Source organism: Streptomyces sp. NPDC050416, assembly GCF_044458845.1.
Lineage (GTDB): Bacteria > Actinomycetota > Actinomycetes > Streptomycetales > Streptomycetaceae > Streptomyces.
On the sequence record NZ_JBITII010000012.1, the window covers coordinates 134,937 to 157,999 of the forward strand.

General features: G+C 71.5%; 23 protein-coding genes and 1 tRNA gene. 12 read left to right on the top strand and 12 right to left on the bottom strand.

Annotated elements, in window-relative coordinates:
* Positions 1–219 precede the first annotated feature (219 nt).
* Positions 220–1,383: an RNA-guided endonuclease InsQ/TnpB family protein gene (locus ACIBL4_RS32050; protein WP_399415275.1), complete on the top strand. Its 1,164-nt coding sequence runs from the start codon at positions 220–222 to the stop codon at positions 1,381–1,383.
* 34 nt (positions 1,384–1,417) lie between these two features.
* Here the strand turns inward: ACIBL4_RS32050 and ACIBL4_RS32055 are convergent, their stop codons facing one another.
* From ACIBL4_RS32055 to phoU, 3 genes are all read right to left on the bottom strand, one after another.
* Positions 1,418–1,669, bottom strand: coding sequence for an SCO4226 family nickel-binding protein (locus ACIBL4_RS32055; RefSeq protein ID WP_399415276.1), 252 nt, complete (start codon positions 1,667–1,669; stop codon positions 1,418–1,420).
* A 168-nt stretch (positions 1,670–1,837) separates the two neighbouring features.
* The gene (locus tag ACIBL4_RS32060) at positions 1,838–1,993 is read right to left on the bottom strand and encodes a hypothetical protein (RefSeq protein WP_356926195.1); all 156 of its coding nucleotides are present in this window, start codon (positions 1,991–1,993) and stop codon (positions 1,838–1,840) included.
* A 133-nt stretch (positions 1,994–2,126) separates the two neighbouring features.
* A complete protein-coding gene (gene phoU, locus ACIBL4_RS32065; protein ID WP_356926196.1) occupies positions 2,127–2,828 on the bottom strand; it encodes a phosphate signaling complex protein PhoU in 702 nt (233 codons plus the stop codon).
* A 245-nt stretch (positions 2,829–3,073) separates the two neighbouring features.
* Between phoU and ACIBL4_RS32070 the strand changes: the two genes are divergently transcribed.
* Positions 3,074–4,366: a sensor histidine kinase gene (locus tag ACIBL4_RS32070; RefSeq protein WP_399415277.1), complete on the top strand. Its 1,293-nt coding sequence runs from the start codon at positions 3,074–3,076 to the stop codon at positions 4,364–4,366.
* Positions 4,363–5,043: a response regulator transcription factor gene (locus ACIBL4_RS32075; protein WP_030243122.1), complete on the top strand. Its 681-nt coding sequence runs from the start codon at positions 4,363–4,365 to the stop codon at positions 5,041–5,043. Before ACIBL4_RS32070 ends, ACIBL4_RS32075 begins: the two co-directional genes overlap by 4 nt.
* Before the next feature lie 78 nt (positions 5,044–5,121).
* Here the strand turns inward: ACIBL4_RS32075 and ACIBL4_RS32080 are convergent, their stop codons facing one another.
* On the bottom strand, positions 5,122–5,802 hold the full coding sequence (locus ACIBL4_RS32080; protein WP_399415278.1) for a DUF461 domain-containing protein: 681 nt from the start codon (positions 5,800–5,802) through the stop codon (positions 5,122–5,124).
* 581 nt (positions 5,803–6,383) lie between these two features.
* Here ACIBL4_RS32080 and ACIBL4_RS32085 point away from each other — a divergent pair.
* The 6 genes from ACIBL4_RS32085 to ACIBL4_RS32110 all read left to right on the top strand — a co-directional run bounded on the left by ACIBL4_RS32085 (position 6,384) and on the right by ACIBL4_RS32110 (position 12,834).
* On the top strand, positions 6,384–6,866 hold the full coding sequence (locus ACIBL4_RS32085; RefSeq protein ID WP_003953493.1) for a CarD family transcriptional regulator: 483 nt from the start codon (positions 6,384–6,386) through the stop codon (positions 6,864–6,866).
* A 285-nt stretch (positions 6,867–7,151) separates the two neighbouring features.
* Entirely contained in the window at positions 7,152–7,916 is a 765-nt protein-coding gene (ispD, locus tag ACIBL4_RS32090) for a 2-C-methyl-D-erythritol 4-phosphate cytidylyltransferase (RefSeq protein WP_399415279.1), read from the top strand.
* A 31-nt stretch (positions 7,917–7,947) separates the two neighbouring features.
* Positions 7,948–8,463, top strand: a complete 516-nt coding sequence (gene ispF / locus ACIBL4_RS32095; RefSeq protein WP_399415458.1) for a 2-C-methyl-D-erythritol 2,4-cyclodiphosphate synthase — start codon at positions 7,948–7,950, stop codon at positions 8,461–8,463.
* Between the two features lie 45 nt (positions 8,464–8,508).
* Entirely contained in the window at positions 8,509–9,906 is a 1,398-nt protein-coding gene (gene cysS / locus ACIBL4_RS32100; protein ID WP_399415280.1) for a cysteine--tRNA ligase, read from the top strand.
* Between the two features lie 97 nt (positions 9,907–10,003).
* On the top strand, positions 10,004–10,945 hold the full coding sequence (gene rlmB / locus ACIBL4_RS32105) for a 23S rRNA (guanosine(2251)-2'-O)-methyltransferase RlmB (protein ID WP_399415281.1): 942 nt from the start codon (positions 10,004–10,006) through the stop codon (positions 10,943–10,945).
* A gap of 128 nt (positions 10,946–11,073) precedes the next feature.
* Entirely contained in the window at positions 11,074–12,834 is a 1,761-nt protein-coding gene (locus ACIBL4_RS32110; protein ID WP_399415282.1) for a DoxX family protein, read from the top strand.
* 176 nt (positions 12,835–13,010) lie between these two features.
* On the opposite strand, the gene ACIBL4_RS32115 is transcribed toward ACIBL4_RS32110, so the two are convergent.
* From ACIBL4_RS32115 to ACIBL4_RS32130, 4 genes are all read right to left on the bottom strand, one after another.
* Positions 13,011–13,742, bottom strand: a complete 732-nt coding sequence (locus ACIBL4_RS32115) for an NDP-sugar synthase (RefSeq protein WP_399415283.1) — start codon at positions 13,740–13,742, stop codon at positions 13,011–13,013.
* Between the two features lie 108 nt (positions 13,743–13,850).
* Positions 13,851–14,306: a hypothetical protein gene (locus ACIBL4_RS32120; RefSeq protein ID WP_399415284.1), complete on the bottom strand. Its 456-nt coding sequence runs from the start codon at positions 14,304–14,306 to the stop codon at positions 13,851–13,853.
* Between the two features lie 228 nt (positions 14,307–14,534).
* Positions 14,535–15,623: an ABC transporter ATP-binding protein gene (locus tag ACIBL4_RS32125; RefSeq protein ID WP_086845418.1), complete on the bottom strand. Its 1,089-nt coding sequence runs from the start codon at positions 15,621–15,623 to the stop codon at positions 14,535–14,537.
* A 199-nt stretch (positions 15,624–15,822) separates the two neighbouring features.
* Positions 15,823–16,791 (bottom strand): helix-turn-helix transcriptional regulator, encoded by a 969-nt coding sequence (locus ACIBL4_RS32130; RefSeq protein ID WP_399415285.1) that lies wholly within the window; start codon positions 16,789–16,791, stop codon positions 15,823–15,825.
* A gap of 120 nt (positions 16,792–16,911) precedes the next feature.
* Here ACIBL4_RS32130 and ACIBL4_RS32135 point away from each other — a divergent pair, with 120 nt between their 5' ends.
* Together ACIBL4_RS32135 and ACIBL4_RS32140 are read left to right on the top strand one after the other, a co-directional pair.
* Positions 16,912–17,331 carry a DUF3224 domain-containing protein gene (locus tag ACIBL4_RS32135; RefSeq protein WP_399415286.1) on the top strand — a complete coding sequence of 140 codons (420 nt, stop codon included), beginning with the start codon at positions 16,912–16,914 and terminating at the stop codon, positions 17,329–17,331.
* Positions 17,332–17,419: 88 nt separating this feature from the next.
* Positions 17,420–17,493 (top strand) — tRNA-Thr (locus ACIBL4_RS32140).
* Between the two features lie 314 nt (positions 17,494–17,807).
* Here the strand turns inward: ACIBL4_RS32140 and ACIBL4_RS32145 are convergent.
* The 4 genes from ACIBL4_RS32145 to ACIBL4_RS32160 all read right to left on the bottom strand — a co-directional run bounded on the left by ACIBL4_RS32145 (position 17,808) and on the right by ACIBL4_RS32160 (position 22,251).
* A complete protein-coding gene (locus ACIBL4_RS32145; protein WP_399415287.1) occupies positions 17,808–19,040 on the bottom strand; it encodes a DUF4037 domain-containing protein in 1,233 nt (410 codons plus the stop codon).
* A gap of 3 nt (positions 19,041–19,043) precedes the next feature.
* Positions 19,044–19,967, bottom strand: a complete 924-nt coding sequence (locus ACIBL4_RS32150) for an aminoglycoside phosphotransferase family protein (RefSeq protein WP_399415288.1) — start codon at positions 19,965–19,967, stop codon at positions 19,044–19,046.
* Positions 19,968–20,066: 99 nt separating this feature from the next.
* On the bottom strand, positions 20,067–21,047 hold the full coding sequence (locus ACIBL4_RS32155) for a zinc-binding dehydrogenase (RefSeq protein WP_399415289.1): 981 nt from the start codon (positions 21,045–21,047) through the stop codon (positions 20,067–20,069).
* A 43-nt stretch (positions 21,048–21,090) separates the two neighbouring features.
* Positions 21,091–22,251, bottom strand: coding sequence for an NAD(P)-binding protein (locus ACIBL4_RS32160; protein ID WP_399415290.1), 1,161 nt, complete (start codon positions 22,249–22,251; stop codon positions 21,091–21,093).
* A 129-nt stretch (positions 22,252–22,380) separates the two neighbouring features.
* Here ACIBL4_RS32160 and ACIBL4_RS32165 point away from each other — a divergent pair, with 129 nt between their 5' ends.
* Positions 22,381–23,058: a pentapeptide repeat-containing protein gene (locus ACIBL4_RS32165; protein WP_399415291.1), complete on the top strand. Its 678-nt coding sequence runs from the start codon at positions 22,381–22,383 to the stop codon at positions 23,056–23,058.
* The last annotated feature ends 5 nt before the right edge of the window (positions 23,059–23,063 follow it).

Below are 23,063 nucleotides of genomic sequence, written 5' to 3' on the forward strand. Positions count from 1 at the left end.
GCTGTCGATATAACCGAAGTGATGCGAACACGCGTGCCTATGATCGCTGGTCGGAGTGGCGGTCGTGAGATCGGGGTGCGTTTGTGCTGCTGTCGTACATATGGTCCTTCGAAGGGTTCGGGACGGCGCAATGTCCCGTCCGGGGCTTTGAGGGGGCGGGATGGGGCAGGCGACGGCGGCTGCTGAGGCGGGCATGCCCGCTACGCTTACCGGCTGCGCGTGTCGTCCACCGCCCGCACCGCTCTGGCGGCGCAGTGGGACCGGTGCCGGTGGGTGTGGAACGAGTGTGTCGCCAAGTCCAAGGCCGTACATCTGCACAACCAGGCGACCGGGGAGAAGCACACGTGCGGCCCGGCGCAGCTCGACAGGATGCTGACCCAGGCGCGGAAGACGACGCCGTGGCTGCGTGAGGGCTCGTCGGTTGTCCAGCAGCAGGTCATCCGCGACTTCGGCCGCTCCCGTGCCAAGGCGCACAAGGACATCACAGAGCGCCTGCCCATGGCGCGCCGGGCAGGAATGCCGAAGTGGAAATCCAAGCGCGAGGCACTGCCCACGCTCAACTACACCCAGCGCGGGTTCCGGTTAAAGGACGGCCGTCTGCACCTGGCGGGCGGCATCGTCGTGACCGTGGTGTGGTCGCGGGGACTACCGGCTGAGCCGTCCTCGGTGCGCGTGCACCGGGACAGCCTCGGGCATTGGTACTGCTCGTTCGTCGTCCCCGCCCAGGTCCAGCCGCTGCCGGAGTCCGGTCGGGTCCTCGGTGTCGACTGGGGTGTGAAGCAGACCGCGACCACCACATCCGACGCTCATGACCTGCCGCACCCCGAGCACGGCAAGAAGGAGGCCCGGACGAGGCTGACCTGGTACGACCGGATGATGGCCCGCCGCAGGCCGAAGAAGGGTCAACCGGCGTCGAAGGGCTACCGTGAGGCGAAGAAACTGCGAGCGAAGGCGTACAAGAAGGTCGCCAGGCAGCGTCAGGACACGGGCCGCAAGTGGGCCAAGAAGGTGGTCCGCGACCACGACGCCATCGCTGTGGAGGACTTCCGTCCGAAGTTCCTCGCCAGGACCACCATGGCCCGCAAGGCCGCTGACGCCGCCATCGGCGCCACCAAGGCTGCTCTGATCGAGATGGGTCGTAAGCACGGGCGGGACATCCGCCTGGTCCACCCTGCGCACACCACGATGGACTGCGCGCACTGCATGACGAGAGCCAAGCATGCACTGCCGCTGGGTGAGCGCATCTACACCTGCACCGCGTGCGGGGCCGTGTCCCCGCGGGACAAGAACTCCGCATGTGTGATGCTCGTCCGGGCTGGTCTCAACCCGGCTGGTGCTGATGGCGCAAGACCTCCTGGAGCGCTGCTCCAGGAGGCGGCCTGAGCCAGGAATTCCCTCCCTTCAGGGAGGGGAGGATTCAATGGACCGTCAACGGCACCGGATGGATCTCGTCCGCCTTGTGCCCCGCGCGTTCGTGGATGCGCTGGACCGCTTCCGCGGAGGGTGCCTCGGACAGGCAGTAGACGAGGCCGGACTCCGGGTCCGCCCAGGCCCTCTCGAAGTGCACCTTCTCGTCCGCTTCGATGGCGAGGTCCGCGTTGTGGGCCTCGAGCAGCTGCTCTTCCGTGATGCCCTTCATGCTGTGGTGGACATCCATGAACTTGGCCATGACGTCACGCTCCTTCCCAGGATCCAGCGGCACGCCGATACAGCGGGCGTACCTCCATGGTCCGCCCGTACCGGTACGAAGGCACCACGACGGCCGAAACCTTCACAACGCGACAGGGCCCCGGCGGCGAACCACCGGGGCCCTGCTGGTCGTACGGGAATGCCGGCGTCAGCCGCACTGGCAGGGGCTGCCCGACTGGCAGCCGCAGCCGCAGCCCGAGCCGCAGCCGCACGCGGCGACCAGGGGCAGGTTCCTGATCTCGGCGGGCTGCTCGGTCTCGCGCTGCTGCGTGGGGTCGGGCGTGGTGCTGGGGGATTCGGCCATGGGTCCCTCCTCGAGGCTGGTGCCTGTGCCCATTGGATGCCCGTTCCGCTGGGCGCATCAACGGCGCACAGAGGCGCCCGCGCGCCCCGGCACATCCCCGCCGGCCCCGGCCACTGGCCAGCTCACCCCGCGCTCAGGCGCTCTCCGCCCCCGTCACCGCCTGGATCTCCGGCTGCGCATCCGCCTGGAGCTCGTCCGCGTGCTCACCCGTCACCAGGTACACCACCCGCTTGGCGACCGACACAGCGTGGTCGGCGAACCGCTCGTAGTAGCGGCCGAGCAGCGTCACGTCCACGGCCGTCTCGATGCCGTGCTTCCAGCGGTCGTCCATCAGGTGCCGGAAGAGCGTGCGGTGCAGCAGGTCCATCTCGTCGTCGTCCTGCTCCAGCTGGAGCGCCAGGTCGACGTCCTTGGTGATGATCACCTCGGCGGCCTTGGCCATCAGGCGCTGGGCGAGCTGACCCATCTCCAGGATGGTGGCGTGCAGGTCGCTCGGGACCGCGCGGTCCGGGTAGCGCAGGCGCGCGAGCTTCGCCACGTGCTGGGCGAGGTCGCCCGAGCGCTCCAGGTCGGCCGACATGCGCAGCGACGTGACGACGATGCGCAGATCCGTCGCCACCGGCTGCTGCCGCGCCAGCAGGGCTATGGCCCTGGCCTCCAGGTCGTGCTGCAGTTCGTCGACCTTCTGGTCGGCCTCGATGACGTTCTCGGCCAGCTTCAGGTCGGAGTCGAGCATGGCGGTGGTGGCGCGCCCGATCGCCGAGCCGACCAGCCGGGCCATCTCCACCAGACCGTCGCCGATCGAGTCCAGTTCCTCGTGGTACGCGTCCCGCATCAGGCATCCCTCTCGTGCGTCCGTGTCGGGGGTTCAAGGGCCGGGGCCCACCGAACAACCGGCGGTACGACCGTCGCATTACCAACGGTCCGAACCCCACGCTCCCACGTTCCGTCCCGTACGCGTCCGTTTCCGTCATCCCAAATGAACCAATACTGGCTCCAAGGTGAACTCTGGGCGACGAGTGTTCGAGGTCGCAGCCCGACGGCTGTGGCCCGTGCCCGACCCATGCCTAACCTGGGTGCATGGACGTGAACGCGGCGGTCGCCGCAGTGGCAGCGATCGCCGGGGTGCTCACCGGCGTCATCGCCATGCTGGCGTTCCGCTGGAGTGAGCGTGAACAGAAGCGCCCCACCCGCAGCTCCCTGCACACGGACGCGGTGCTCCCGCCGGGGGTGGACACCGTCCTTTCGGTCCTCAGGTCCTCCGCCGTCGTGCTCGACGAGGCGGACGCGGTGGTCAAGGCCAGCTCGGCGGCGTACGCGCTCGGCCTGGTCCGCGGCGGCAAGCTCGCCGTCGAGCCGATGCTGCAGATGGCCCGGGACACCCGGCGCGACGGGGAGATACGCCAGGTCGAGCTGGACCTGCCGAGGCGCGGCACCGGACGCGGAGAGGCCCTGGCCGTCTCCGCGCGGGTCGCGCCGCTCGGCTCCCGGCTGGTGCTGCTGCTCGTGGAGGACCTCACCGAGGCCCGCCGGATCGAGGCGGTGCGGCGCGACTTCGTCGCCAACGTGAGCCATGAGCTGAAGACGCCCGTCGGCGCCCTGTCCCTGCTGTCCGAGGCCGTCATGGACGCCTCCGACGACCCCGAGGCCGTCGAGCGGTTCGCCGGGCGCATGCAGATCGAGGCCACCCGGCTCACCAGTCTGGTCCAGGAGCTCATCGACCTGTCGCGGGTGCAGAACGACGACCCGCTGGAGGACGCCGAGCCGGTCCGCGTCGACGAGCTCGTCGCCGAGGCCATCGACCGCTGCCGGCACCAGGCCGGCACAAAGGAGATCACCATGGCCGCGGGCGGCACCGCCGACCTGCATGTGTGGGGCAACCGCGGCCAGCTCGCCGCCGCCCTCGGCAACCTCGTCGAGAACGCGGTCAACTACTCGCCCGCCCGCACCCGCGTCGGCATAGCGGCCCGCAAGGTGAACGCGCCCGGCGGGGAGCAGATCGAGATCGCCGTCACCGACCAGGGCATCGGCATCTCCGACAAGGACAAGGAGCGCATCTTCGAGCGCTTCTACCGCGTCGACCCGGCCCGCTCCCGTGCCACCGGCGGCACGGGCCTGGGGCTGGCGATCGTGAAGCACGTGGCCGCCTCGCACGGCGGGGAGGTCACGGTGTGGAGCGCCGAAGGCCAGGGCTCCACCTTCACCCTGCGGCTGCCGGAGGCCGGTGCGGCCCGCGACCGCGCACATCAGCAGCCCGCCCGAGAGATACGCGCAGGAGGCGCGGGCCTCGACGAGGAGGCCGGGCGGTCCACCCCCACATCCCCCGAATCAACCGCGTACGAAACGCTTCCCGCCCCGGAGGTCCTTCCGTGACCCGTGTGCTCGTCGTCGAGGACGAGGAGTCCTTCTCCGACGCCCTGTCGTACATGCTCCGCAAGGAGGGCTTCGAGGTCGCCGTCGCGACCACCGGGCCCGACGGACTCGACGAGTTCGAGCGCAACGGCGCCGACCTCGTCCTCCTCGACCTGATGCTGCCCGGCCTGCCGGGCACCGAGGTCTGCCGCCAGCTGCGCGGCCGCTCCAACGTCCCCGTCATCATGGTGACCGCCAAGGACAGCGAGATCGACAAGGTCGTCGGCCTGGAGATAGGAGCCGACGACTACGTCACCAAGCCCTTCTCCTCGCGCGAACTGGTCGCCCGCATCCGCGCCGTGCTGCGCCGCAGAGGCGAGCCGGAGGAGGTGACCCCCGCCGCGCTGGAGGCCGGCCCCGTCCGCATGGACGTCGACCGGCACGTGGTCACCGTCGGCGGCACCAAGATCGACCTCCCGCTGAAGGAGTTCGACCTGCTGGAGATGCTGCTGCGCAACGCCGGCCGCGTCCTGACGCGCATGCAGCTCATCGACCGCGTCTGGGGCGCCGACTACGTCGGTGACACCAAGACGCTCGACGTCCACGTCAAGCGCCTGCGCGCCAAGATCGAGCCGGACCCGGGCGCCCCGCGCTACCTGGTGACGGTCCGCGGCCTGGGCTACAAGTTCGAGCCGTAGGCCGGCCGCGTACGACGAACGTGAAGGGCGGGACCTCCCGGGAGGTCCCGCCCTTTCGTACGACTGACTCGCGCGAGCTCAGTGCCCGGCGCCCGCGCTTGCGGAGGCCGCGTCGGTCGGCGTGCCCGGCGACTCGTGGCCGCCCGGGGTCTCGCCGGCGGCGGGGCTCTCGCTGCCGGCCGGCGAACCGGAGGGGCTCCCCGACGGCGAACCGGACGGGGACGCCGAGCCGCCCGGCGCGGCCGGCACCTCGGTCGGGCCCCACTCGGCGAAGTAGTGCTTGGCGGGGACGACGAACGCGCGCAGGCTCACGTCGCCCGTCTTGCTGAAGGTGAAGGTGACCTTCTGGGCGTTGCCGTCCTGGACGGCCTCGCGGCTGCTCGGCAGCACGGCGGTGGCGTTGTCCTTGCCGCCCAGTACCAGCGAGCCGTGGGCCGGGATGCTCAGGCTGCCGCCCTTGGCGGGCTTGAGCTCGGCCTTCTTGCCGGTGCCGGGCAGGGTGATGGACTCCAGCGTCTCGGCGGTGTCGCCGGAGTTGAAGAAGGTGGCGGAGATCGCGGCCGGGCCGGTCGACTCGAGGTCGGGCTGAGTGATCACGATCGCGTTCTGGATCTTGATGTTGCCGACGCTCGTCGCCGCGTTGTCCGGCTTGATCTCGAGGGTCTGCGCGTCGTTGCCGGCGCCGCACGCGGCGAGCGAGGCGACGGAGAACGCGATGGCGGCCGCGGCGAGGACGCCGCGTCGAAGGCTGCTGCTCACGGCGGCGGCAACTCCTTGACTCGAGCAGAGCGGCCGATAAAGCCGCCCTAAGTGTCTGTCAGCAGGCCTCAGGTTACCGAGCCGTCCCCGCCCGGCCGCACCCGACCCCCCGGCACCCGTGGTCCCACCTGGGTCACAAGTGACACCCGGGTCACATTGCGGGGTGCTCGTCCTGCATTCACATAAGCGCCTCGGGCGGCGGCGCAGATTTTCCGTGAAGGAATGTGCGGACCACCTGGGAATTGATCACCGGCGGCTCGTCCGGACGCTCGGTGATCAATTCCGGATTCGACCGGAACCCGGCTCGGGTCACCGAACGGAGTAGCGGAAGTCGATCATACGGAACCGGACATATGGGGATGTTCGGCCGTCTGGAGGGGGGTCCGGATGTGTGTAACGTACGCGTTTCACTCGGCCCGGAGAGCCGCTCCGACCTGCGAATACCTTCTTCCATCCCCTGTCCGAAGCACGTTCCTGTTGGACTTGTCAAGCCCCGAGATATGCCCTGACCTGCGAAAACGCCATTCAGAACCCGCAGTTTCCGTGTTACCCTGGATAGCCACGGAAGGGGTACCTGTCACATGACGTTCAAGGTTGGCGACACCGTGGTCTATCCCCATCACGGGGCCGCGCTGATCGAGGCTATCGAAACTCGCCAGATCAAAGGCGTGGACAAGACCTACTTGGTGCTGAAGGTCGCCCAGGGTGACCTGACAGTGCGTGTGCCAGCGGACAATGCGGAGTTCGTCGGCGTGCGTGATGTGGTCGGTCAGGACGGGCTGGACCGGGTCTTCGAGGTGCTGCGCGCGCCGTACGCCGAGGAGCCCACGAACTGGTCCCGTCGTTACAAGGCAAACCTGGAGAAGCTCGCCTCGGGCGATGTCATCAAGGTCGCGGAAGTGGTGCGTGACCTGTGGCGTCGTGAGCGTGAGCGCGGACTCTCCGCCGGCGAGAAGCGCATGCTCGCCAAGGCCCGCCAGATTCTGGTGAGCGAACTCGCCCTCGCGGAGAACACCAACGAGGACAAGGCCGAGGCCCTGCTCGACGAGGTTCTCGCCTCCTGAGGCGAAGCCGGTCGCTCAGCACTCTGCTGATCAATCCTGCACATCGAAATGCCGCGGTGCCCGATGACATTCTCCAGTCGCCGGGCGCTGCGGCATGTTCGTACTCGGACGCCGAATGCGCCGTCACCGCCGGATGTGTTATCACTCACGATCCGGTGCCTGGCGTGCCGGGCCCGGGCAGCCGGCTCGACCAGCGTCACGGAAGGGTCCGGTCGAGCGCGTCGCGCCCGGCACTCCTCCAGGCCATACCCACGCCAGGGCAACACACAAACCTGACAGGAACCGATGTCTGACGATTCGCGTCCCTCGCCGTCGGCCGCCCCCTCGGCAGGCCGTACGGCGGCCGTGATCCCGGCCGCCGGCCGTGGTGTACGGCTCGGCCCGGGCGCCCCCAAGGCGCTCCGCGCGCTGGGCGGCACCCCCATGCTCATCCACGCGGTCCGCGCGATGGCCGCCTCCCGCGCCGTCTCGCTGGTCGTCGTCGTGGCCCCGCCCGACGGTGCCGCCGAGGTCAAGTCGCTGCTCGACGCGCACGCGCTGCCCGAGCGGACGGACTTCCTCGTCGTACCGGGCGGACAGACCCGCCAGGCGTCCGTGAAGCTCGGCCTGGACGCGCTGCCCCCCGGCCACGACATCGTGCTGGTGCACGACGCGGCCCGGCCGCTGGTCCCGGTGGACACGGTCGACACCGTGATCGAGGCCGTACGCGAGGGCGCCCCGGCCGTGGTCCCGGCCCTCCCGCTGGCCGACACCGTCAAGCAGGTCGAGCCCGCCGGGGCGCCCGGCGAGCCGGAGCCGGTCGTCGCCACGCCGGAGCGCGCGCGGCTGCGGGCGGTGCAGACGCCGCAGGGCTTCGACCGGGCGACGCTGGTCCGGGCGCACGAGACGGTCACCGGGGACGTCACGGACGACGCCGGCATGGTCGAGCAGCTCGGCCTCACGGTCGTGGCGGTGCCCGGCCACGAGGAGGCGTTCAAGGTCACCCGGCCCCTGGACCTGGTGCTCGCGGAGGCCGTCCTGGCCCGCAGGAGGCTCAACGATGGCTTCTGACGAGACTCCCGCGACCGGCGAGACACCCGCGATGGGCCAGACCCCCGCGACACACGAGACGCCCGCGATGCCGCTGCCCCAGGTCGGCATCGGCACCGACATCCACGCCTTCGAGGAGGGCCGCGAGCTGTGGTGCGCCGGCCTGAAGTGGGAGGGCGAGGGCCCGGGCCTGGCCGGCCACTCCGACGCGGACGTCGTCGCACACGCCGCGTGCAACGCGCTGTTCTCGGCGGCCGGCCTCGGCGACCTTGGGCAGCACTTCGGTACGGGCCGCCCCGAGTGGTCGGGCGCGTCGGGCATCACGCTGCTGACGGAGGCGGCCCGGATCGTCCGCGCGGCCGGCTTCCGCATCGGCAACATCGCCGTCCAGGTCGTGGGCCCGAGGCCGAAGATCGGCAAGCGCAGGGACGAGGCCCAGAAGCTGCTGTCGGAGGCGGCCGGAGCACCGGTTTCCGTGTCGGGCGCGACGACGGACGGACTGGGCTTCCCCGGACGCGACGAGGGCCTGATGGCGGTGGCGACGGCGCTGGTCGTGCGGGTCGGGTGAACGGCTCTGCCGCACACACCCCCCACGGCCTACTACCCTGGTCCCGTGACTATTCGCCTGTACGACACCAGCGCCCGGCAGATCCGTGACTTCTCCCCGCTCAAGCCGGGTTGCGTCTCGATCTACCTGTGCGGTGCCACCGTGCAGGCCGCACCCCACATCGGGCACGTCCGGTCGTATCTGAACTTCGACATCATGCGCCGCTGGTTCGAGTACCGCGGCTGGGACGTCACGTTCGTGCGGAACGTGACGGACATCGACGACAAGATCATCTCCAAGGCGGACGAGCAGAACCGTCCGTGGTGGGCCATCGGCTACGAGAACGAGCGCGCCTTCAACGACGGCTACAACGTGCTGGGTTGCCTGCCGCCCACCTATGAGCCCCGCGCCACCGGCCACATCACCGAGATGGTCGAGATGATGCGGGACCTCATCGACCGCGGGCACGCCTACGAGGCCGACGGCAGCGTCTACTTCGACGTCCGCTCCTGGCCCTCCTACCTGGAGCTGTCCCGGCAGGACCTCGACGAGATGCGCCAGCCGGCCGAAGAGGGCATCACCGGCAAGCGCGACCCGCGGGACTTCGCCATGTGGAAGGCGGCGAAGCCGGGGGAGCCCAGCTGGGAGACGCCGTGGGGCCGCGGCCGTCCGGGCTGGCACCTGGAGTGCTCGGCGATGGCGCACAAGTACCTGGGCACCGCCTTCGACATCCACGGCGGCGGCCTCGACCTGGTCTTCCCGCACCACGAGAACGAGATCGCCCAGGCCAAGGCCTACGGTGACGACTTCGCCCGGTACTGGGTGCACAACGCCTGGGTCACCATGAGCGGCGAGAAGATGTCCAAGTCGCTCGGCAACTCGGTGCTGGTCAGCGAGATGGTCAAGCGCTGGCGGCCCATCGTGCTGCGCTACTACCTCGGCACCCCGCACTACCGCTCGATGATCGAGTACAGCGAGGAGGCGCTGCGCGAGGCCGAGTCGGCGTTCGCGCGGATCGAGGGCTTCGTGCAGCGCGTGGTGGAGAAGGCAGGTGCCGTCGAGCCGGCCGCCGATGTGCCGCCGGCCTTCGCCGAGGCGATGGACGACGACCTGGGCGTGCCGCAGGCACTCGCCGTCATCCACACCACCGTCCGGCAGGGCAACAGCGCGCTGTCCGCCGACGACAAGGAAGCCGCCGTGGCCCGGCTCGCCGAGGTCCGCGCCATGCTCGGCGTCCTCGGGCTCGACCCGCTCGACCCGCACTGGGCCGGGGAGAGCGACCGCGGGGCCGACCTGCACGGCGTGGTCGACACCCTCGTCCGCATGGTCCTCGACCAGCGCGAGGCCGCCCGGGCCCGCAAGGACTGGCCCACCGCGGACGCCATCCGCGACCAGCTGAGCCAGTCCGGCCTGGTCATCGAGGACAGCCCGCAGGGGCCGCGCTGGAGCCTAGGACCGCGCTGACCCGGCCGCGATCCGGAAGATCGATTGTGCCGCCCGGGCCTCCGGGCGGCACACTTCATAGACGTACGTACGTACCGCACCCACAGACAGGTAGGTCATGGCAGCCAACAACCGCCGCATGTCCGGCAAGAAGGGCGCGCAGGTCGGCAGTGGCGGCCAGCGGCGCAAGGGCTTGGAGGGCAAGGGCCCCACCCCGCCCGCCGAGATGCGCAAGGGACACAAGAAGAACCGTGTCGCCGGCGCCAAGGCGCGGCAGACCGCGCGCCGTCCCGCGCCCCGGGGCCGCGGCGGCAGGTCCACGTCCGAGCTGGTCGTCGGCCGCAACCCGGTCTTCGAGGCGCTGCGCGACGGCGTGCCCGCCTCCACGCTCTACGTCCAGCAGTTCATCGACAACGACGAGCGCGTCCGTGAGGCCCTCCAGCTCGCCGCCGAGCGCGGCGGCATCAACCTCATGGAGGCCCCCCGCCCCGAGCTCGACCGGATGACGAACGGGCTGAACCACCAGGGGCTCGTGCTCCAGGTCCCGCCGTACGAGTACGCCCACCCGCAGGACCTCGCCGACGCCGCCCTCGACGACGGCGAGGACCCGCTGATCGTCGCGCTCGACGGTGTCACCGACCCGCGCAACCTGGGTGCGGTCGTCCGCTCCGTCTCCGCCTTCCGCGGGCACGGTGTCGTCGTACCCGAGCGCCGGGCCGCCGGGATGACGGCCGGTGCCTGGAAGACGTCCGCCGGTGCGGCCGCCCGTACGCCCGTCGCCCGCGCCACCAACCTGACGCGCGCGCTGGAGGCGTACAAGAAGGCCGGCATCGTGGTCGTCGGCCTGGCCGCCGACGGCGAGGTCGAACTCGGTGACCTGGAGGCCCTGGGCGGGCCCGTCGTCATCGTCGTCGGCAGCGAGGGCAAGGGGCTGTCCCGGCTGGTCGGGGAGACCTGCGACTACCGCGTGCGGATCCCGATGCCGGGCGGCGCCGAGTCGCTCAACGCCGGTGTCGCGGCGGGGATCGTGCTGTACGAGGCGGCCCGCCGACGCAGCTGAACGGGCGTCCGGCATCTCACCCGTACGGGTTAATTCCGGGAACGTCGGGCCGATGAGGACAAGCTTGACGGGGTCCGGACAGATCCGGCGAGTCAAAGCAGTGTCCTATCCCGATGTCACTCGGTTAGATGAGTGTGGACACCAGAACACCCCGCACACCCACGGGGGACCGCTCGTCGGGACTCGACGACGCTCCCGCGCTGAGCATGGTGAAGGTGCCGAGCGACCCGGCGCAGGTCATCGTCAATCACGCGAGTTTCCGCGTGCAGTTGGGCGTCTCGACGCGTCGCGTCCAGTCCCCCCGGGTCGCACGGCACCTGACCACCAGCCAGGACACCGCCCGCATCCCCGTCGTCACCGCCGGGAGCGCGGCGGACGGAGCCGCCACGCGCCGCCGGCCCGTCGTCTGGAGCGGCAAGTCCGCGCCCGACGACACCGGCGCCCACCGCCTCCTCCAGGCCGTCCGGCACGAGAGCGTCCGCCACCCCGACGAGTCCGCCACGGACACCGGGGCCACCCAGGTCATCTCCCGCGTGGGCACCGCCCCGCAGGGCCCGGGGTACGGCGCCGGGTACCAGGACGGCGATTACGGCGGCACCGGCTACGAGGGTGACGGCTACCAGGACGACCTCACCCAGACCGTCGAGACCCCCGTCGTCGGCCCGCAGCGCACCCACGAGCCCGCCGACGGCACGCGGCTGCTGCCGCCCATGCGCACGGTGGGCAGCGCCTACGACGAACCGGCCTACGACGAACCCGCCTACACCGAGGAGGACTTCGAGGACGCCGCCGGCGAGGCGGACGACACCGGGTGGCCCGTCAGACGCCACGGCGACGACCCGGCACGGCACGCCTACTACCCGGGCCGCCGGCTGAACCTCGGCGTCGTCATGCTCCCGCTGCGCGTCTTCCTCGGCTTCATCTCCATCTACGCCGGCATGGGCAAGCTGTGCGATCCCGTCTACTTCGACGGCGGCAAGCGCGGCACCATGGTGAAGTGGCTGAACACGCTGCACCCCTGGGAAGTCGCCGAGCCGCTGCGCCAGTTCGCCTTCGAGCACCCGGTCGGCTCGGGACTGGCCATCGCCTTCGCCCAGGTCATCGTCGGCGTCCTGACGCTCCTCGGCTGCTGGCAGCGCGTCGCCGCCTGCTTCGGCGCCCTGCTGTCGGCCGCGCTGCTGGTCACCGTCAGCTGGAAGAGCGTCCCCGTCTACGAGACCCCCGACATCATCTACCTCGCCGCCTGGTCCCCGCTGATCATCGCCGGCGCCCCCGTCTACTCCGTCGACGGCCGCCTGGCCGGCAGCGCCTGGCGCCGCCTCGGACCCCGCGCCGACATCTGGGACCTGCGCCGCTACGTGCTGCGCCGCGGCGCCCTCGTCACCGCCGTCGCGACCGGTCTCACGCTGCTCGTCGGCTCGCTCCTCGGCGGCGCCGTCCGCGACGCCGACCGGGTCGTCGTCCCCGGACCCGGCGAGGCCCCGCGCAACGAACTGCCCGGCTCCCCGCTCCCGGACGCCCCCGGCAAGCGGCAGGACAAGCGGACCCCGTCGGCCTCCACCTCGCCCACCCAGGGCGCCACGGCCGGCTCGGCCAGCCCCAGCGCGGGCACCACGACCACGCCCGGCGCCACCCGGGACGCCGGCACGGTCACCGGCGGCTCGCCCAGCCAGACCCAGGGCAGCGCGGGCCAGGCCCCGCCCCAGCAGTCCTCCCCGGCCGGCCAGGCCCCGAGCACCACCTCGGGCCCCACCTCCGGCGGTACGGCGACCGGCGGCACGGCGACTGGCGGTACGGCGTCCGGCGGCACGGGCTCGACCGGCGGCTCGGGCGACGGCGGCTCCTCGTCCACGGGCCGCCGGGGCCTGGTGGGCGGCTTGCTGGGTTAGCCGGCAGGCACGAGCGAGAAGGGGGGGCCCCCCCCCCCGGGGGGGGGGCCCCGGGGGGGGGGGGGGGGGGGGGGGGGGGGGGGGGGGGGGGGGGGGGGGGGGGGCCCCCCGGGGGGGGGCCCCCCCCCGGGGGGGGGGGGCCCCCCTTCTGGTGGGAGGCGAGGGGAGGCGAGCTCTCAGCGCCCCGACCCCGCCAGCTCCTTCGCGGCCTCCGTCAGATCCTTCGCCGTGTCGATCGCACGCCAATACGACCCCTGAGGGATCGTGAACCCGGCCAGCTTCCGCTCGCGGGCCAGCCGGGGAAACGTCGTGCGCTCGTGGTCCCCGCGTTCGGGCAGCAGCCCGGCGAACCCGGGGGAGAAGACGTACACGCCCGCGTTGATCTCGAAGGTCGACGGCGGGGCCTCGATGAAGTCCGTGATGCGGCCGAAGCCGTCCGTCTTCACGGCGCCCCACGGCAGCCGCGGCCGGGCCAGGGCCAGCGTCGCGACGGCGTCCCGCTCGGTGTGGAAGTCCGCCATGTCACGCAGGGAGAACCGGGTCCAGATGTCGCCGTTGGTGGCGTACCAGGGCTGGTCCGGGTGGGGAAGGTGCGCGGCGGCGTACTTGAGGCCGCCACCGCGGCCGAGGGGCTCCGACTCCACGACCGTGGTGACGGAGACCGGCAGATCGGCCGTCTCCAGCCACTTCTGGAGCACCTCGGCGAGGTGGCCGCAGGAGACCACCACGTCCGTCACGCCCTCCTCGGCGAGCCAGGACAGCTGATGGCCGATGATCGGTGTCCCCGTCCCGGGGATCTCGACCATCGGCTTGGGCCGGTCGTCGGTGTACGGGCGTAGCCGGGAGCCCTGGCCACCGGCCAGAACGACGGCTTGAACGGGGCGGGACGCGGCGCTCGGATCGCTCATGAGACCGAACTGTACGTGGCGTCCCGCCCGGGGCCGCGGCGGACGAGGTTTCTCGCGCCAGCCGCTGCCGGCTTCTCACCTCTCTCGTCCGGCGGCAGGGCGGGGTGCTCAGCTGTGCGCGGCCGCGACGCCCGTGGCGAAGGCGGTGTCGCAGACCGGGCGGGCGTAGGACTGGGCGCGTGTCGGGCCGTAGACCCGGACGGCGGCCTGGCCGAGGGTGCGGGCGATGGACGCGCAGTGCTTCGCCAGCGACGGGCGGCCGTTGACGGCCTGCTGGAGATGGGTGAGGGCGACGCCCGGGTTCTCCTCCTGGAGCTCGGTGAGCAGCTTGTCGCGCAGGACGTCCTGCGGGGCGTGCTTGGCGGCCCGCGAGGTGCCGGCGGACGTGCTGGTGTCCGCGGCGGTGAGCACCGGGTCGGAGGTGCTCCCCGACCAGTTGACTCGGGTGACCGCGAGGGTCCCGGAGAGCACCAGGACGACGGGCAGGACGAAAGCGAGGGAGCGGCCGATCCGGCGGGCGGGGCCCCGGCCGCGTCGCGTCTGTTGGTTAGTGGAGTGCTTCACGCGTGTGAGGGTAGCGCGGGGTAATGGTTTGTAGACATTTAGTCACCGGTTCGGGGGATGAGAGAGTGCCCATTTTTGGGTAAGGCGTTGACGCACACTGCTCGAAACGTCCGTTCTGCCAGGGTATTTGTCGACAACGAGCGGCAACGAGAAGGGCCCCGCAGCACGCTGCGGGGCCCTCTTCGTCAACCTGGGTGATTCACCCGGGGTTGTGCGTTTGCCGGTGGGTCAGTCGGACAGGCGCTCGCCCGTGGAGGTCGAGAACACGTGCGTCTCGCCGGAGCGCGGGACGATGTGCAGCGTGCTGCCCTTCTCCGGGACGTCACGGCCGCTGACGCGGACGACGAGGTCCTTGGAGTCGTCGCCGACCTTCGCGGTCCCGTAGACGTAGGCGTCGGCGCCGAGCTCCTCGACGACGTTGACGGTGACCGCGAGGCCCAGCTCGGCGTCCGGGCCGGCCACGTCGAAGTGCTCGGGGCGGACACCGACGGTGACGGTCTTGTCGGTGGTGGCGGCGAGCGCGTCGCGCTGCACCGGCACGACCGACTTGCCGAACTTCACGCCGCCGTCGGTCACCGGGACCTCGACGAGGTTCATCGCCGGGGAGCCGATGAAGCCGGCCACGAAGAGGTTGGCGGGCTTGTCGTACATGTTGCGCGGGGTGTCGATCTGCTGGAGCAGACCGTCCTTGAGGACCGCCACGCGGTCGCCCATCGTCATGGCCTCGACCTGGTCGTGGGTGACGTAGACGGTGGTGATGCCCAGGCGGCGCTGGAGCGAGGCGATCTGCGTACGCGTGGACACACGGAGCTTGGCGTCCAGGTTGGACAGCGGCTCGTCCATGAGGAACACCTGCGGCTCACGCACGATGGCGCGGCCCATGGCGACACGCTGGCGCTGACCACCGGAGAGGGCCTTCGGCTTGCGGTCCAGGTACTCGGTGAGGTCGAGGATCTTCGCGGCCTCTTCGACCTTCTGCCGGATCTCCGCCTTGTTGACGCCGGCGATCTTGAGCGCGAAGCCCATGTTGTCGGCGACGGTCATGTGCGGGTAGAGCGCGTAGTTCTGGAACACCATGGCGATGTCCCGGTCCTTCGGCGGCAGGTGGGTGACGTCGCGGTCGCCGATGCGGATGGCGCCGGCGTTGACGTCCTCGAGCCCCGCGAGCATGCGGAGCGAGGTGGACTTGCCGCAGCCGGACGGGCCGACGAGGACGAGGAACTCGCCGTCCTCGATGTCGATCTCCAGCGCGTCAACAGCGGGCTTGGTGGAACCCGGGTAGATCCGGGTCGCCTTGTCGAACGAGACAGTGGCCATGATGAGTGAACCCCTTCTACCGGCAGGAACGTGCCGGACGATCCGAGTAGGAAGGTGGTGCCACGACGGTGTTCCGTTGTGGTGTGTTCCGTTGTGGTGTAGTCCACGCGTGTGAACTGGCTCAGGACGGTACCTGGCGTTCACGTGGTCTGTCAGTACCTCCGGGCCTGTGAACTTCGCGGAAATTTTCGAAGACGCCTCACGGCTGCCCGTACCGGTCCGCCAGCGCCGCCACCGCCCGCGCCACGGCCTGCCGCAGCTCCGGCGGCCCGAGGACCTCCGCCTCCGGACCCAGCCGGAGCAGGTCCCCGACCGCCACGGCCTCCGCCTCCACGGGCAGTTCCACCTCCACCCAGCCGTCCGCGTCCGGCGCACCCGCGCTCCGCAGGGCCCGCGCACCCGCCGCCCCGAACTGCATCGGCAGCAGCCGCTGTCCCCGCGGTGAGAGACGCAGCCGGGCGACACCCTGCTGCAGGGCGGCCTCCAGCCGCCGGGACGACTCCTCCCAGTAGGCGGCCAGGTCGAAGCCGGCCGGACGGTCGAAGAGCTCCCCGGTCTCCTCCACGGCCAGCAGGCGGGACACCCGGTACGTCCGCACGGACTCCTCCGCCAGGGCGACCAGGTACCAGATGCCGCCCTTCAGGACGAGCCCCAGCGGCCGCACCTCCCGGTGCACCTCGCCCCGCCACCGCCGGTAGTGCACGCGCAGCACCCGCTGCTCCCACACGGCTGCCGCAACCGGCTCCAGGCACGGCACCGGATCGGCCTCCCGGAACCACGCCGGCGCGTCCAGATGGAACCGCTCCTGCACCCGCCGCGCCTGCCCGGCCAACTCCGCCGGCAGCGCGGCCTGCACCTTCAGCTGGGCACTGGCCAGCACCGCCCCCAGCCCCAGGTCCCGCGCCGGACCGGGCATCCCGGCGAGGAACAACGACCCGGCCTCGGCGTCGGTCAGACCGGTCAGCCGGGTCCGGTAGCCGTCCATCAGCCGGTAGCCGCCCTCCGGCCCGCGATCGGCGCACACCGGCACACCCGCCGCGCCCAGCGCCTCGACGTCCCGGTAGACCGTGCGCACGGACACCTCCAGCTCGGCGGCGAGCTCGGGCGCGGTCATCCGCCCGCGGTTCTGGAGCAGCAGGAGCAGGGAGAGGAGCCGGTCGGCACGCATGGGGGTCATTGTCCGGGGTGCGTTCCCTGTACCTGACAGGAGATGTCAGGTACAGGGAAAAGAGTGGTGGTCCTGGAACGGCCCGCACGGGCCATCGTCTGATCTTCGAAAGGACCACCCATGCCCGGCAGCACACGCACCACCACCGGACACTTCACCTTCGCCGACTGGCAGGAGCGCGTGATCGGCCCGGGGGAGGACGCGAACCCCCGGCTCGCCCACGCCTCCGTCCGGAACACCTTCAGCGGCGGCATCGAGGCGGCCGGGACGCTCTGCGAGTACTCCATCGTCTACGTCACCGAGAAGACCGGCTCCTACACCGGCATGGAACTGATCACCGGCCGGCTCGACGGGCGGGAGGGGAGCTTCGCGGTGGAGGAGCGGGGGTGGTTCGGCGAGGACGGGACGGTGCACTGCACGTTCGAGGTGGTGCGGGACTCCGGGAGCGGGGAGCTGGCCGGGCTGCGGGGGAAGGGCGGGTTCACCGCGCACCATGGAGAGACGACGGTGGCGTACCGCTTCGAGTACGAGCTGGAGTGAGACCGGCCGACGGGGAACTTCGTGGCTCGGGGTAACGGGCTCTGTGTACAGTGGTGCCGCCCTCGCGTACGGCGTTGTAGTACGCGGTGCCTCCTTAGCTCAGATGGCCAGAGCAACGCACTTGTAATGCGTAGGTCGTCGGTTCGAATCCGACAGGGGGCTCTGCTGAACCCCAGGTCAGATCGCTCTGGCCTGGGGTTTCGTCGTTCAGGAGATCCTGCGGCGAGGCCGGGCCCGGGCTGCCGTGGGACGGCTTGCGTGAGCGATGCGCACGGTGGCGCTGATCACGACCGCTCGGAGAGCTTGGGGGTGAGCAGCTCAAATTGTTGCCCAGTGGCCGTGTTCACCACAAGATCGTCACGCCGCGCCGATCTCGCACGGCTGCCGGACGGCAACGCAGCGGCCCGGACGCGGTCCGCACGTCTGACCAACGTGCGGACAAGCAACGGACCGTGCCGGGGGACGATGTGTCGACATCATCCAGAGGCCGGCAGGCTGCTGAGGACTCGGGCGATCGCTGCGGCTGCGCAGTGAAGCGCGGGCCATCGGAGGCACAATCCGCTGCCTCCGATGGCCCGTTCTGCATCGTTATGGGTGACGTCGCGTTCCGGCCGGGTCAGGGCGTCTCCGGGCCCGGGTCGTCTTCTGTTCCGGACGTCGCTCAGGACATCGGTGCTGTCCACCCACTGGTCGATCGCGCCGGTGTCGGGCAGGGAGCGGAGGGCCGGGTCCGTGATGCGGGCACGCAGTGCCGCCGTGAAACGTTCCGCGCGGAGGACCTGGAACGGGCGGCTGTGGTACGGGCGGGTGGTGGGGTCGACGGAGGCCGTGAGCGCGAGGTCGTTGTGGTGGGTCGCGATGGCCTCGTAAGCGTGCTGGAGGTGGTGCTCGCGGGTGTGCCAGTCGGGGGCCGCCAGCGCCGCCGTGAGGGTGGGGGTGAGGGCCGCGCCCCGGGGAGTCGCGGTGAAGGCGGTGCCGAGCCACTTGCCGTACGGCGGGTAGCGGCGGTGCATGAGGAGGCTCAGGCGCATCAGGTCGCGGATCAGACGGGCGGCCACGATCGCCGAGCCGAGTTCGTCGCCCACCTCGCCGCAGCGGCCTACGAAGGCCTCCTCCTGCGAGATGCGTTTCCACTGGCAGGCCAGGACGTACAGCCAGATGTTGTGCGGGTACCACCGGAGGGTGGTGCGGGCCGTGGTGAGCCGGTCGAGGCCGTCGTGGAAGACGGCGCCCGCGGTGACCTCGGCCAGGCGCTGGGTGGGCGTGGCCAGCCAGTCCGCCGTGGTGACGCCCTGGTCCGGGTCGAAGCCGAGCTGGTCCGAGAACCAGGTGGCGGGGTCCGCGATGTCGACGCGGTGGTGGACCGGGCCGTCGGTGCCGGTCATGACGCGGATGTCGGTGCCCGGATCGTCGCCGGTGCGGGCGAAGTGGGTGGGGTGGCCGAGGAAGGTCTTCGGGAGGCGGTCGGAGAGGAGGGCGGTGAGGCGGGGGCCGTGGGTCTCGGTGTCCTCCGGGCGCAGGAAGAGCTGGAGGCGCGGGCCCCACTCGTGGTCGGCCGAGCGCGGGGTGTCGTAGCCGAGGACCTCGGATCCGCTGCCGAGGCGGGCGGCGGAGTGGGGGAGGCCGGGGACGGCCTCGTCCAGGAGAGGGCGTACGGCCTCGGTGTAGAAGCGGCGGGAGAGCTCCAGGCCCTTGAGGAAGGAGGGCATGGGTCAGCCGGTGCAGGCGCGCAGGCGGCGGGCGATCTCGAGTTGGTCGTCGTCCAGGGGGCGGCCGTCCTCGATGTCCCACAGGGCGTTCTGGAGGAGGCGGCCGAGGGTCCAGGCGCGGGCGCGGGGGCGGTCCAGGGCGAGGACGTCGGTCATGGCGTCGAAGCGCCAGAGGATGTCGTCGGGGTCGTAGCGGTTGGCGACGGCCGGCCACAGTTCGAAGCCCGGGTCGCCCGCGAGGGGCTTGGGGTCGATGGCGAGCCAGGGGGCGCGGCCGGAGGCGAGGACGTTCTCGTCGTGGAGGTCCCAGTGCAGGAGCCGGTCGCCCGGTTCGTCGACGACCTCGCGTACGGCGGCGGCGCAGTCGGCGACGAGGCGGCGGGCCTCGGGGTCGGGGATGCGGTCGAGTGCCCACGGGGTCCGGTCCAGCATGGCCCGGGCGATGTCGCCGAGGCGGCGCAGGCCGGGCGGGGCGGGGAAGGAGGTGAGGTGGGCGAGGAGTTCGGCGATGGTGACGACGGCCTGGTGGGGGTCCGGGACGCGGGACAGCATCCGGGTCTCGTCGAGACGCTCCAGCAGCATCGTGCCGGTGGGCTCGTCGTGGTCGAGGAGACGGACCGCTCCGTCGCCGTCCCAGGCGCGCAGCGCGACCGGTTCGCCCTCACTCTCCTCGTCGACGATCTGGAGCTTGAGGACCGCGGGGCCGCCGTCGGCGCGGCGGACCGGGAGGACCAGGGCGGACACGCCGTGCATGGGCGGCCCGTCGGGCTCCAGTCCCCAGCGGTCGAGGAAGCCGGCCGTCAGATCCGGCAGTTCCTCGATGAAGGCGCGGCCCGCCTCGCCGTTGTACTTCTCCTGTGACGCTGCCAGTTCCCGGGGGATGTCGATCACTTTCGGCACGGTAGTGGGCTGGGCCGGGCGGGTCATGTGAATTACCAGGCGGGACCGTCAGGTGAATTAACAGGCGAGGCCGCCGTGTGAGTAACAGGCGGGTCCGTCATGCGAATTGGCAGGCGGGGCCTCGCCTCAGGGCTCCAGGACCACCTTTCCGATCGTCCCCCGGCTCTCCAGCGCGCGGTGCGCGGCCGCGGCCTCGCGGAGCGGGAAGCGCTGTACGGCCGGGGTCAGACGGCCGGCTGCGGCCTCGGCCAGGGCGCGCAGTTCGAGGGTGCGTACGGGGTCGGGGCCGCCGGCCTTCCGCAGCATCACGGGGCCGAGGACCTGCTCGGAGACGCCCTCGACGAGGTAGGGACCGCCCTCGTGGATGCCTTCCGCGGACCAGCCGAAGACGACGTGCTTGCCGCCGGGGCCGAGCAGGGCTACGGCCTCGCGGGCCACATCGCCGCCGACACCGTCGAAGACCACGGTCGCGGCCCGGCCGCCGAGGTGGGCCCGGACCTTCGCGGGCCAGGACGGGTCCTTGTAGTCGACCGCGAGATCGGCGCCGCCCGCCTGCACCCGGGCGACCTTCTCCGGCCCGCCCGCGAGGCCGACGACGGTCGCGCCGGCGTTCTTGGCGTACTGCACGAGGAGCGTGCCGATGCCTCCGGCCGCGGCCGGGACGACGGCCACCGAGTCGGGGCCCAGCTCGGCGAACTGGAGGATCCCCATCGCCGTACGGCCCGTGCCGATCATGGCGACGGCCTCGGCGAAGTCCAGGTTCCGTGGGATCTCGTGCAGGCGTTCGACCTCGGTGACGGCCAGTTCGGCGTAACCGCCCGGGGCGAATCCGAGGTGGGCGACGACCCGCTTGCCGAGCCACAGGTCCGCGACGCCCTCGCCCAGGGACTCGACGACGCCGGCGACCTCGCGGCCGGGGATGGTGGGCAGGGGAGTCGGCTCGGGCGCCGGACCCTGTGCGCCCTCGCGCAGGGCGGTGTCCAGGAGGTGGACGCCCGCCGCCCGTACGGCGACACGGACCTGACCGGGGCCCGGCCGCGGGTCCTCGACCAGCTCGTAGGTGAGGTTCTCGGCCGGGCCGAAGGCGTGCAGGCGGATGGCGTGCATCGGGGCTCCTCGTGTCGTGGTGGTCTGAGCCCAGCCTTCAACCTCAAGCTTGCTTGAGGTCAAGCTCCCGCCGGCCGAGCGCCAACGACACCGCCGTCAGGGCGCTGTTGAAGGAGACCTCCGACAGCACGCCCGGGGCCGCGACCTGGTCGCCGGCGAGGTAGACACCGTCGCCCCGGTCCACGGAGGGCCGGTCGCGCCAGCTGGTGCCGGGCAGGTCGACCGCGCCCGTACGGCCGTTCGCGACGGCCTCGCGCCGCCAGGTGACGCGCTCGCGCCAGCCCGGGAAGCCCAGGTCGAGCAGCTGCTCGGCGCGGGCGGTGCCGTCGGCCTTGGACTCGTGCGGGACGATGGGGATCTGACCCTGGATGAGCTGCTCACCGGCCGGGGCGAGGCTGCGGTCCTGGGCGGTGAACCGTTCGAGCCAGCCCGGCGCGTCGAGGTCGGACACCGCGAACGCGTCCCCGCGCCGCGTGCGTACGGCGAGGTCGACGAGGACGGTACGGCCGCTCGGCCAGGTCAGGGAGTCGTCGCCGAGCAGCCGCCGGGCGGCGTCGAGGGAGGTGGCGACGACGACCGGCGTGTCGGTGGGGAGCGTGTCGACGCGGGACAGGGTCTCCATCCGGACGCCCAGGTTCCAGGCGCGGGCGGCCATCCGGTCGATGAGGCCGGCCCAGCCGCCGCGCGGGTAGTGCGCCTCGGGCGGCAGCTTGGTGGCGCGGCGCAGCCGCTCCTGCACGAACGCGGCCGACAGGGAACCGGGGTCGTGGTGGAAGAGGGCGACGGCCGAGTAGTGGGCGGCGGGCCGGGCCCCCTCCTCGCCCGCGATGCCGGTCGCCCAGGTCAGGAAGTCGACGTCCACGGGCGCCTGTTCGGCGGTCCGGCGCAGCAGCTTCAGCATCGGGAAGGGCGGGGTGCGGCGCAGCACGCCCTGGTGCCGCAGCCGCAGCCGGGCGGCCTCCAGGGGTGGAATCGGGGCGAGCGGCCCGATCAGGTCGCGCTGCTTGAGCCAGGCCCAGTGCGGGCCGCCGTTGTAGAGGGCGTGCGGGCCCTCGTTCGTGCGGTAGGGGCCCTCGGTGGTGCGGGCCCGGCCGCCGAGGGTGTGGTGGGCTTCGTGGATCGTGACCTTGGCACCCGCCTCGGCGGCGGTGATGGCGGCGGTCAGTCCGGCGAAGCCGCCGCCGATGACGGTGATGCGGTGCATGGCTGGTGGTCTCCCTCGGGTCGTGGTCGCCTGCTGCGAGTACGACCGACCGAGGGCACCGGAATGTGACATGGCCGGTGTTCTCGCAGGTCAGGTCCGGTTGTCAGTGGTGGGGTGAACCATGGGGGCATGGCGAGGAGAGCAGCTGGCGGTACGGGTGTGAAGGGCGCGCGGCGACCGGAGATCCGGCTGCCCGCGCTGGAGCCGTTCACGGGCGGCGGGCTGGAGCCGGACGGGGACTACGACGGGCTGGAGTTCCGGGAAGCGGACTTCGCGGGGCAGGACGGGTCGGGGGCCCGCTTCCTGGACTGCGCCCTGACGGAGTGCGCGCTGGACGAGGTCCGGCTGCCGCACGCCTCCGTCCTGGACTCGGTGCTCACGGGCGTCCGGGGCGTCGGTACGCATCTCGCCGAGGCGACCCTGCGCGACGTCGAGCTGATCGACGCCCGACTCGGGGGCACGCAGATGCACGCGGCGGTGCTGGAGAGGGTGCTGATCCGCGGCGGCAAGATCGACTATCTGAACCTGCGCATGGCCCGGCTCAGAGACGTCGTCTTCGAGGGCTGCGTCCTGGTCGAGCCGGACTTCGGCGGTGCCCGCCTGGAGCGCGTGGAGTTCGTGGACTGCGCGCTGAAGGGCGCGGACCTCCACGCGGCGACCCTCAAGGACGTCGACCTGCGCGGTGCCGTGACACTGGAGATCAGCCGCGGCCTGGACCGGCTGGCCGGGGCGGTGATCAGCACGGGCCAACTGCTGGACCTGGCACCGGCGCTGGCGATGCAGTGGGGGATCAGGGTGGAGGACTGATCACC

What these genes read in the sequence shown, in the direction of transcription:
- ACIBL4_RS32060 (WP_356926195.1), bottom strand. Translation starts at nt 1,993, where the DNA reads ATGGCCGAATCCCCCAGCACCACGCCCGACCCCACGCAGCAGCGCGAG.
- ACIBL4_RS32145 (WP_399415287.1), bottom strand. Translation starts at nt 19,040, where the DNA reads ATGCCCTCCTTCCTCAAGGGCCTGGAGCTCTCCCGCCGCTTCTACACC.
- ACIBL4_RS32155 (WP_399415289.1), bottom strand. Translation starts at nt 21,047, where the DNA reads ATGCACGCCATCCGCCTGCACGCCTTCGGCCCGGCCGAGAACCTCACC.
- ACIBL4_RS32150 (WP_399415288.1), bottom strand. Translation starts at nt 19,967, where the DNA reads ATGACCCGCCCGGCCCAGCCCACTACCGTGCCGAAAGTGATCGACATC.
- ACIBL4_RS32115 (WP_399415283.1), bottom strand. Translation starts at nt 13,742, where the DNA reads ATGAGCGATCCGAGCGCCGCGTCCCGCCCCGTTCAAGCCGTCGTTCTG.
- ispD (WP_399415279.1), top strand. Translation starts at nt 7,152, where the DNA reads ATGTCTGACGATTCGCGTCCCTCGCCGTCGGCCGCCCCCTCGGCAGGC.
- ACIBL4_RS32135 (WP_399415286.1), top strand. Translation starts at nt 16,912, where the DNA reads ATGCCCGGCAGCACACGCACCACCACCGGACACTTCACCTTCGCCGAC.
- ACIBL4_RS32055 (WP_399415276.1), bottom strand. Translation starts at nt 1,669, where the DNA reads ATGGCCAAGTTCATGGATGTCCACCACAGCATGAAGGGCATCACGGAA.
- ACIBL4_RS32130 (WP_399415285.1), bottom strand. Translation starts at nt 16,791, where the DNA reads ATGCGTGCCGACCGGCTCCTCTCCCTGCTCCTGCTGCTCCAGAACCGC.
- ACIBL4_RS32070 (WP_399415277.1), top strand. Translation starts at nt 3,074, where the DNA reads ATGGACGTGAACGCGGCGGTCGCCGCAGTGGCAGCGATCGCCGGGGTG.
- ACIBL4_RS32085 (WP_003953493.1), top strand. Translation starts at nt 6,384, where the DNA reads ATGACGTTCAAGGTTGGCGACACCGTGGTCTATCCCCATCACGGGGCC.
- phoU (WP_356926196.1), bottom strand. Translation starts at nt 2,828, where the DNA reads ATGCGGGACGCGTACCACGAGGAACTGGACTCGATCGGCGACGGTCTG.
- ispF (WP_399415458.1), top strand. Translation starts at nt 7,948, where the DNA reads ATGGGCCAGACCCCCGCGACACACGAGACGCCCGCGATGCCGCTGCCC.
- ACIBL4_RS32160 (WP_399415290.1), bottom strand. Translation starts at nt 22,251, where the DNA reads ATGCACCGCATCACCGTCATCGGCGGCGGCTTCGCCGGACTGACCGCC.
- ACIBL4_RS32110 (WP_399415282.1), top strand. Translation starts at nt 11,074, where the DNA reads ATGAGTGTGGACACCAGAACACCCCGCACACCCACGGGGGACCGCTCG.
- rlmB (WP_399415281.1), top strand. Translation starts at nt 10,004, where the DNA reads ATGGCAGCCAACAACCGCCGCATGTCCGGCAAGAAGGGCGCGCAGGTC.
- ACIBL4_RS32125 (WP_086845418.1), bottom strand. Translation starts at nt 15,623, where the DNA reads ATGGCCACTGTCTCGTTCGACAAGGCGACCCGGATCTACCCGGGTTCC.
- ACIBL4_RS32165 (WP_399415291.1), top strand. Translation starts at nt 22,381, where the DNA reads ATGGCGAGGAGAGCAGCTGGCGGTACGGGTGTGAAGGGCGCGCGGCGA.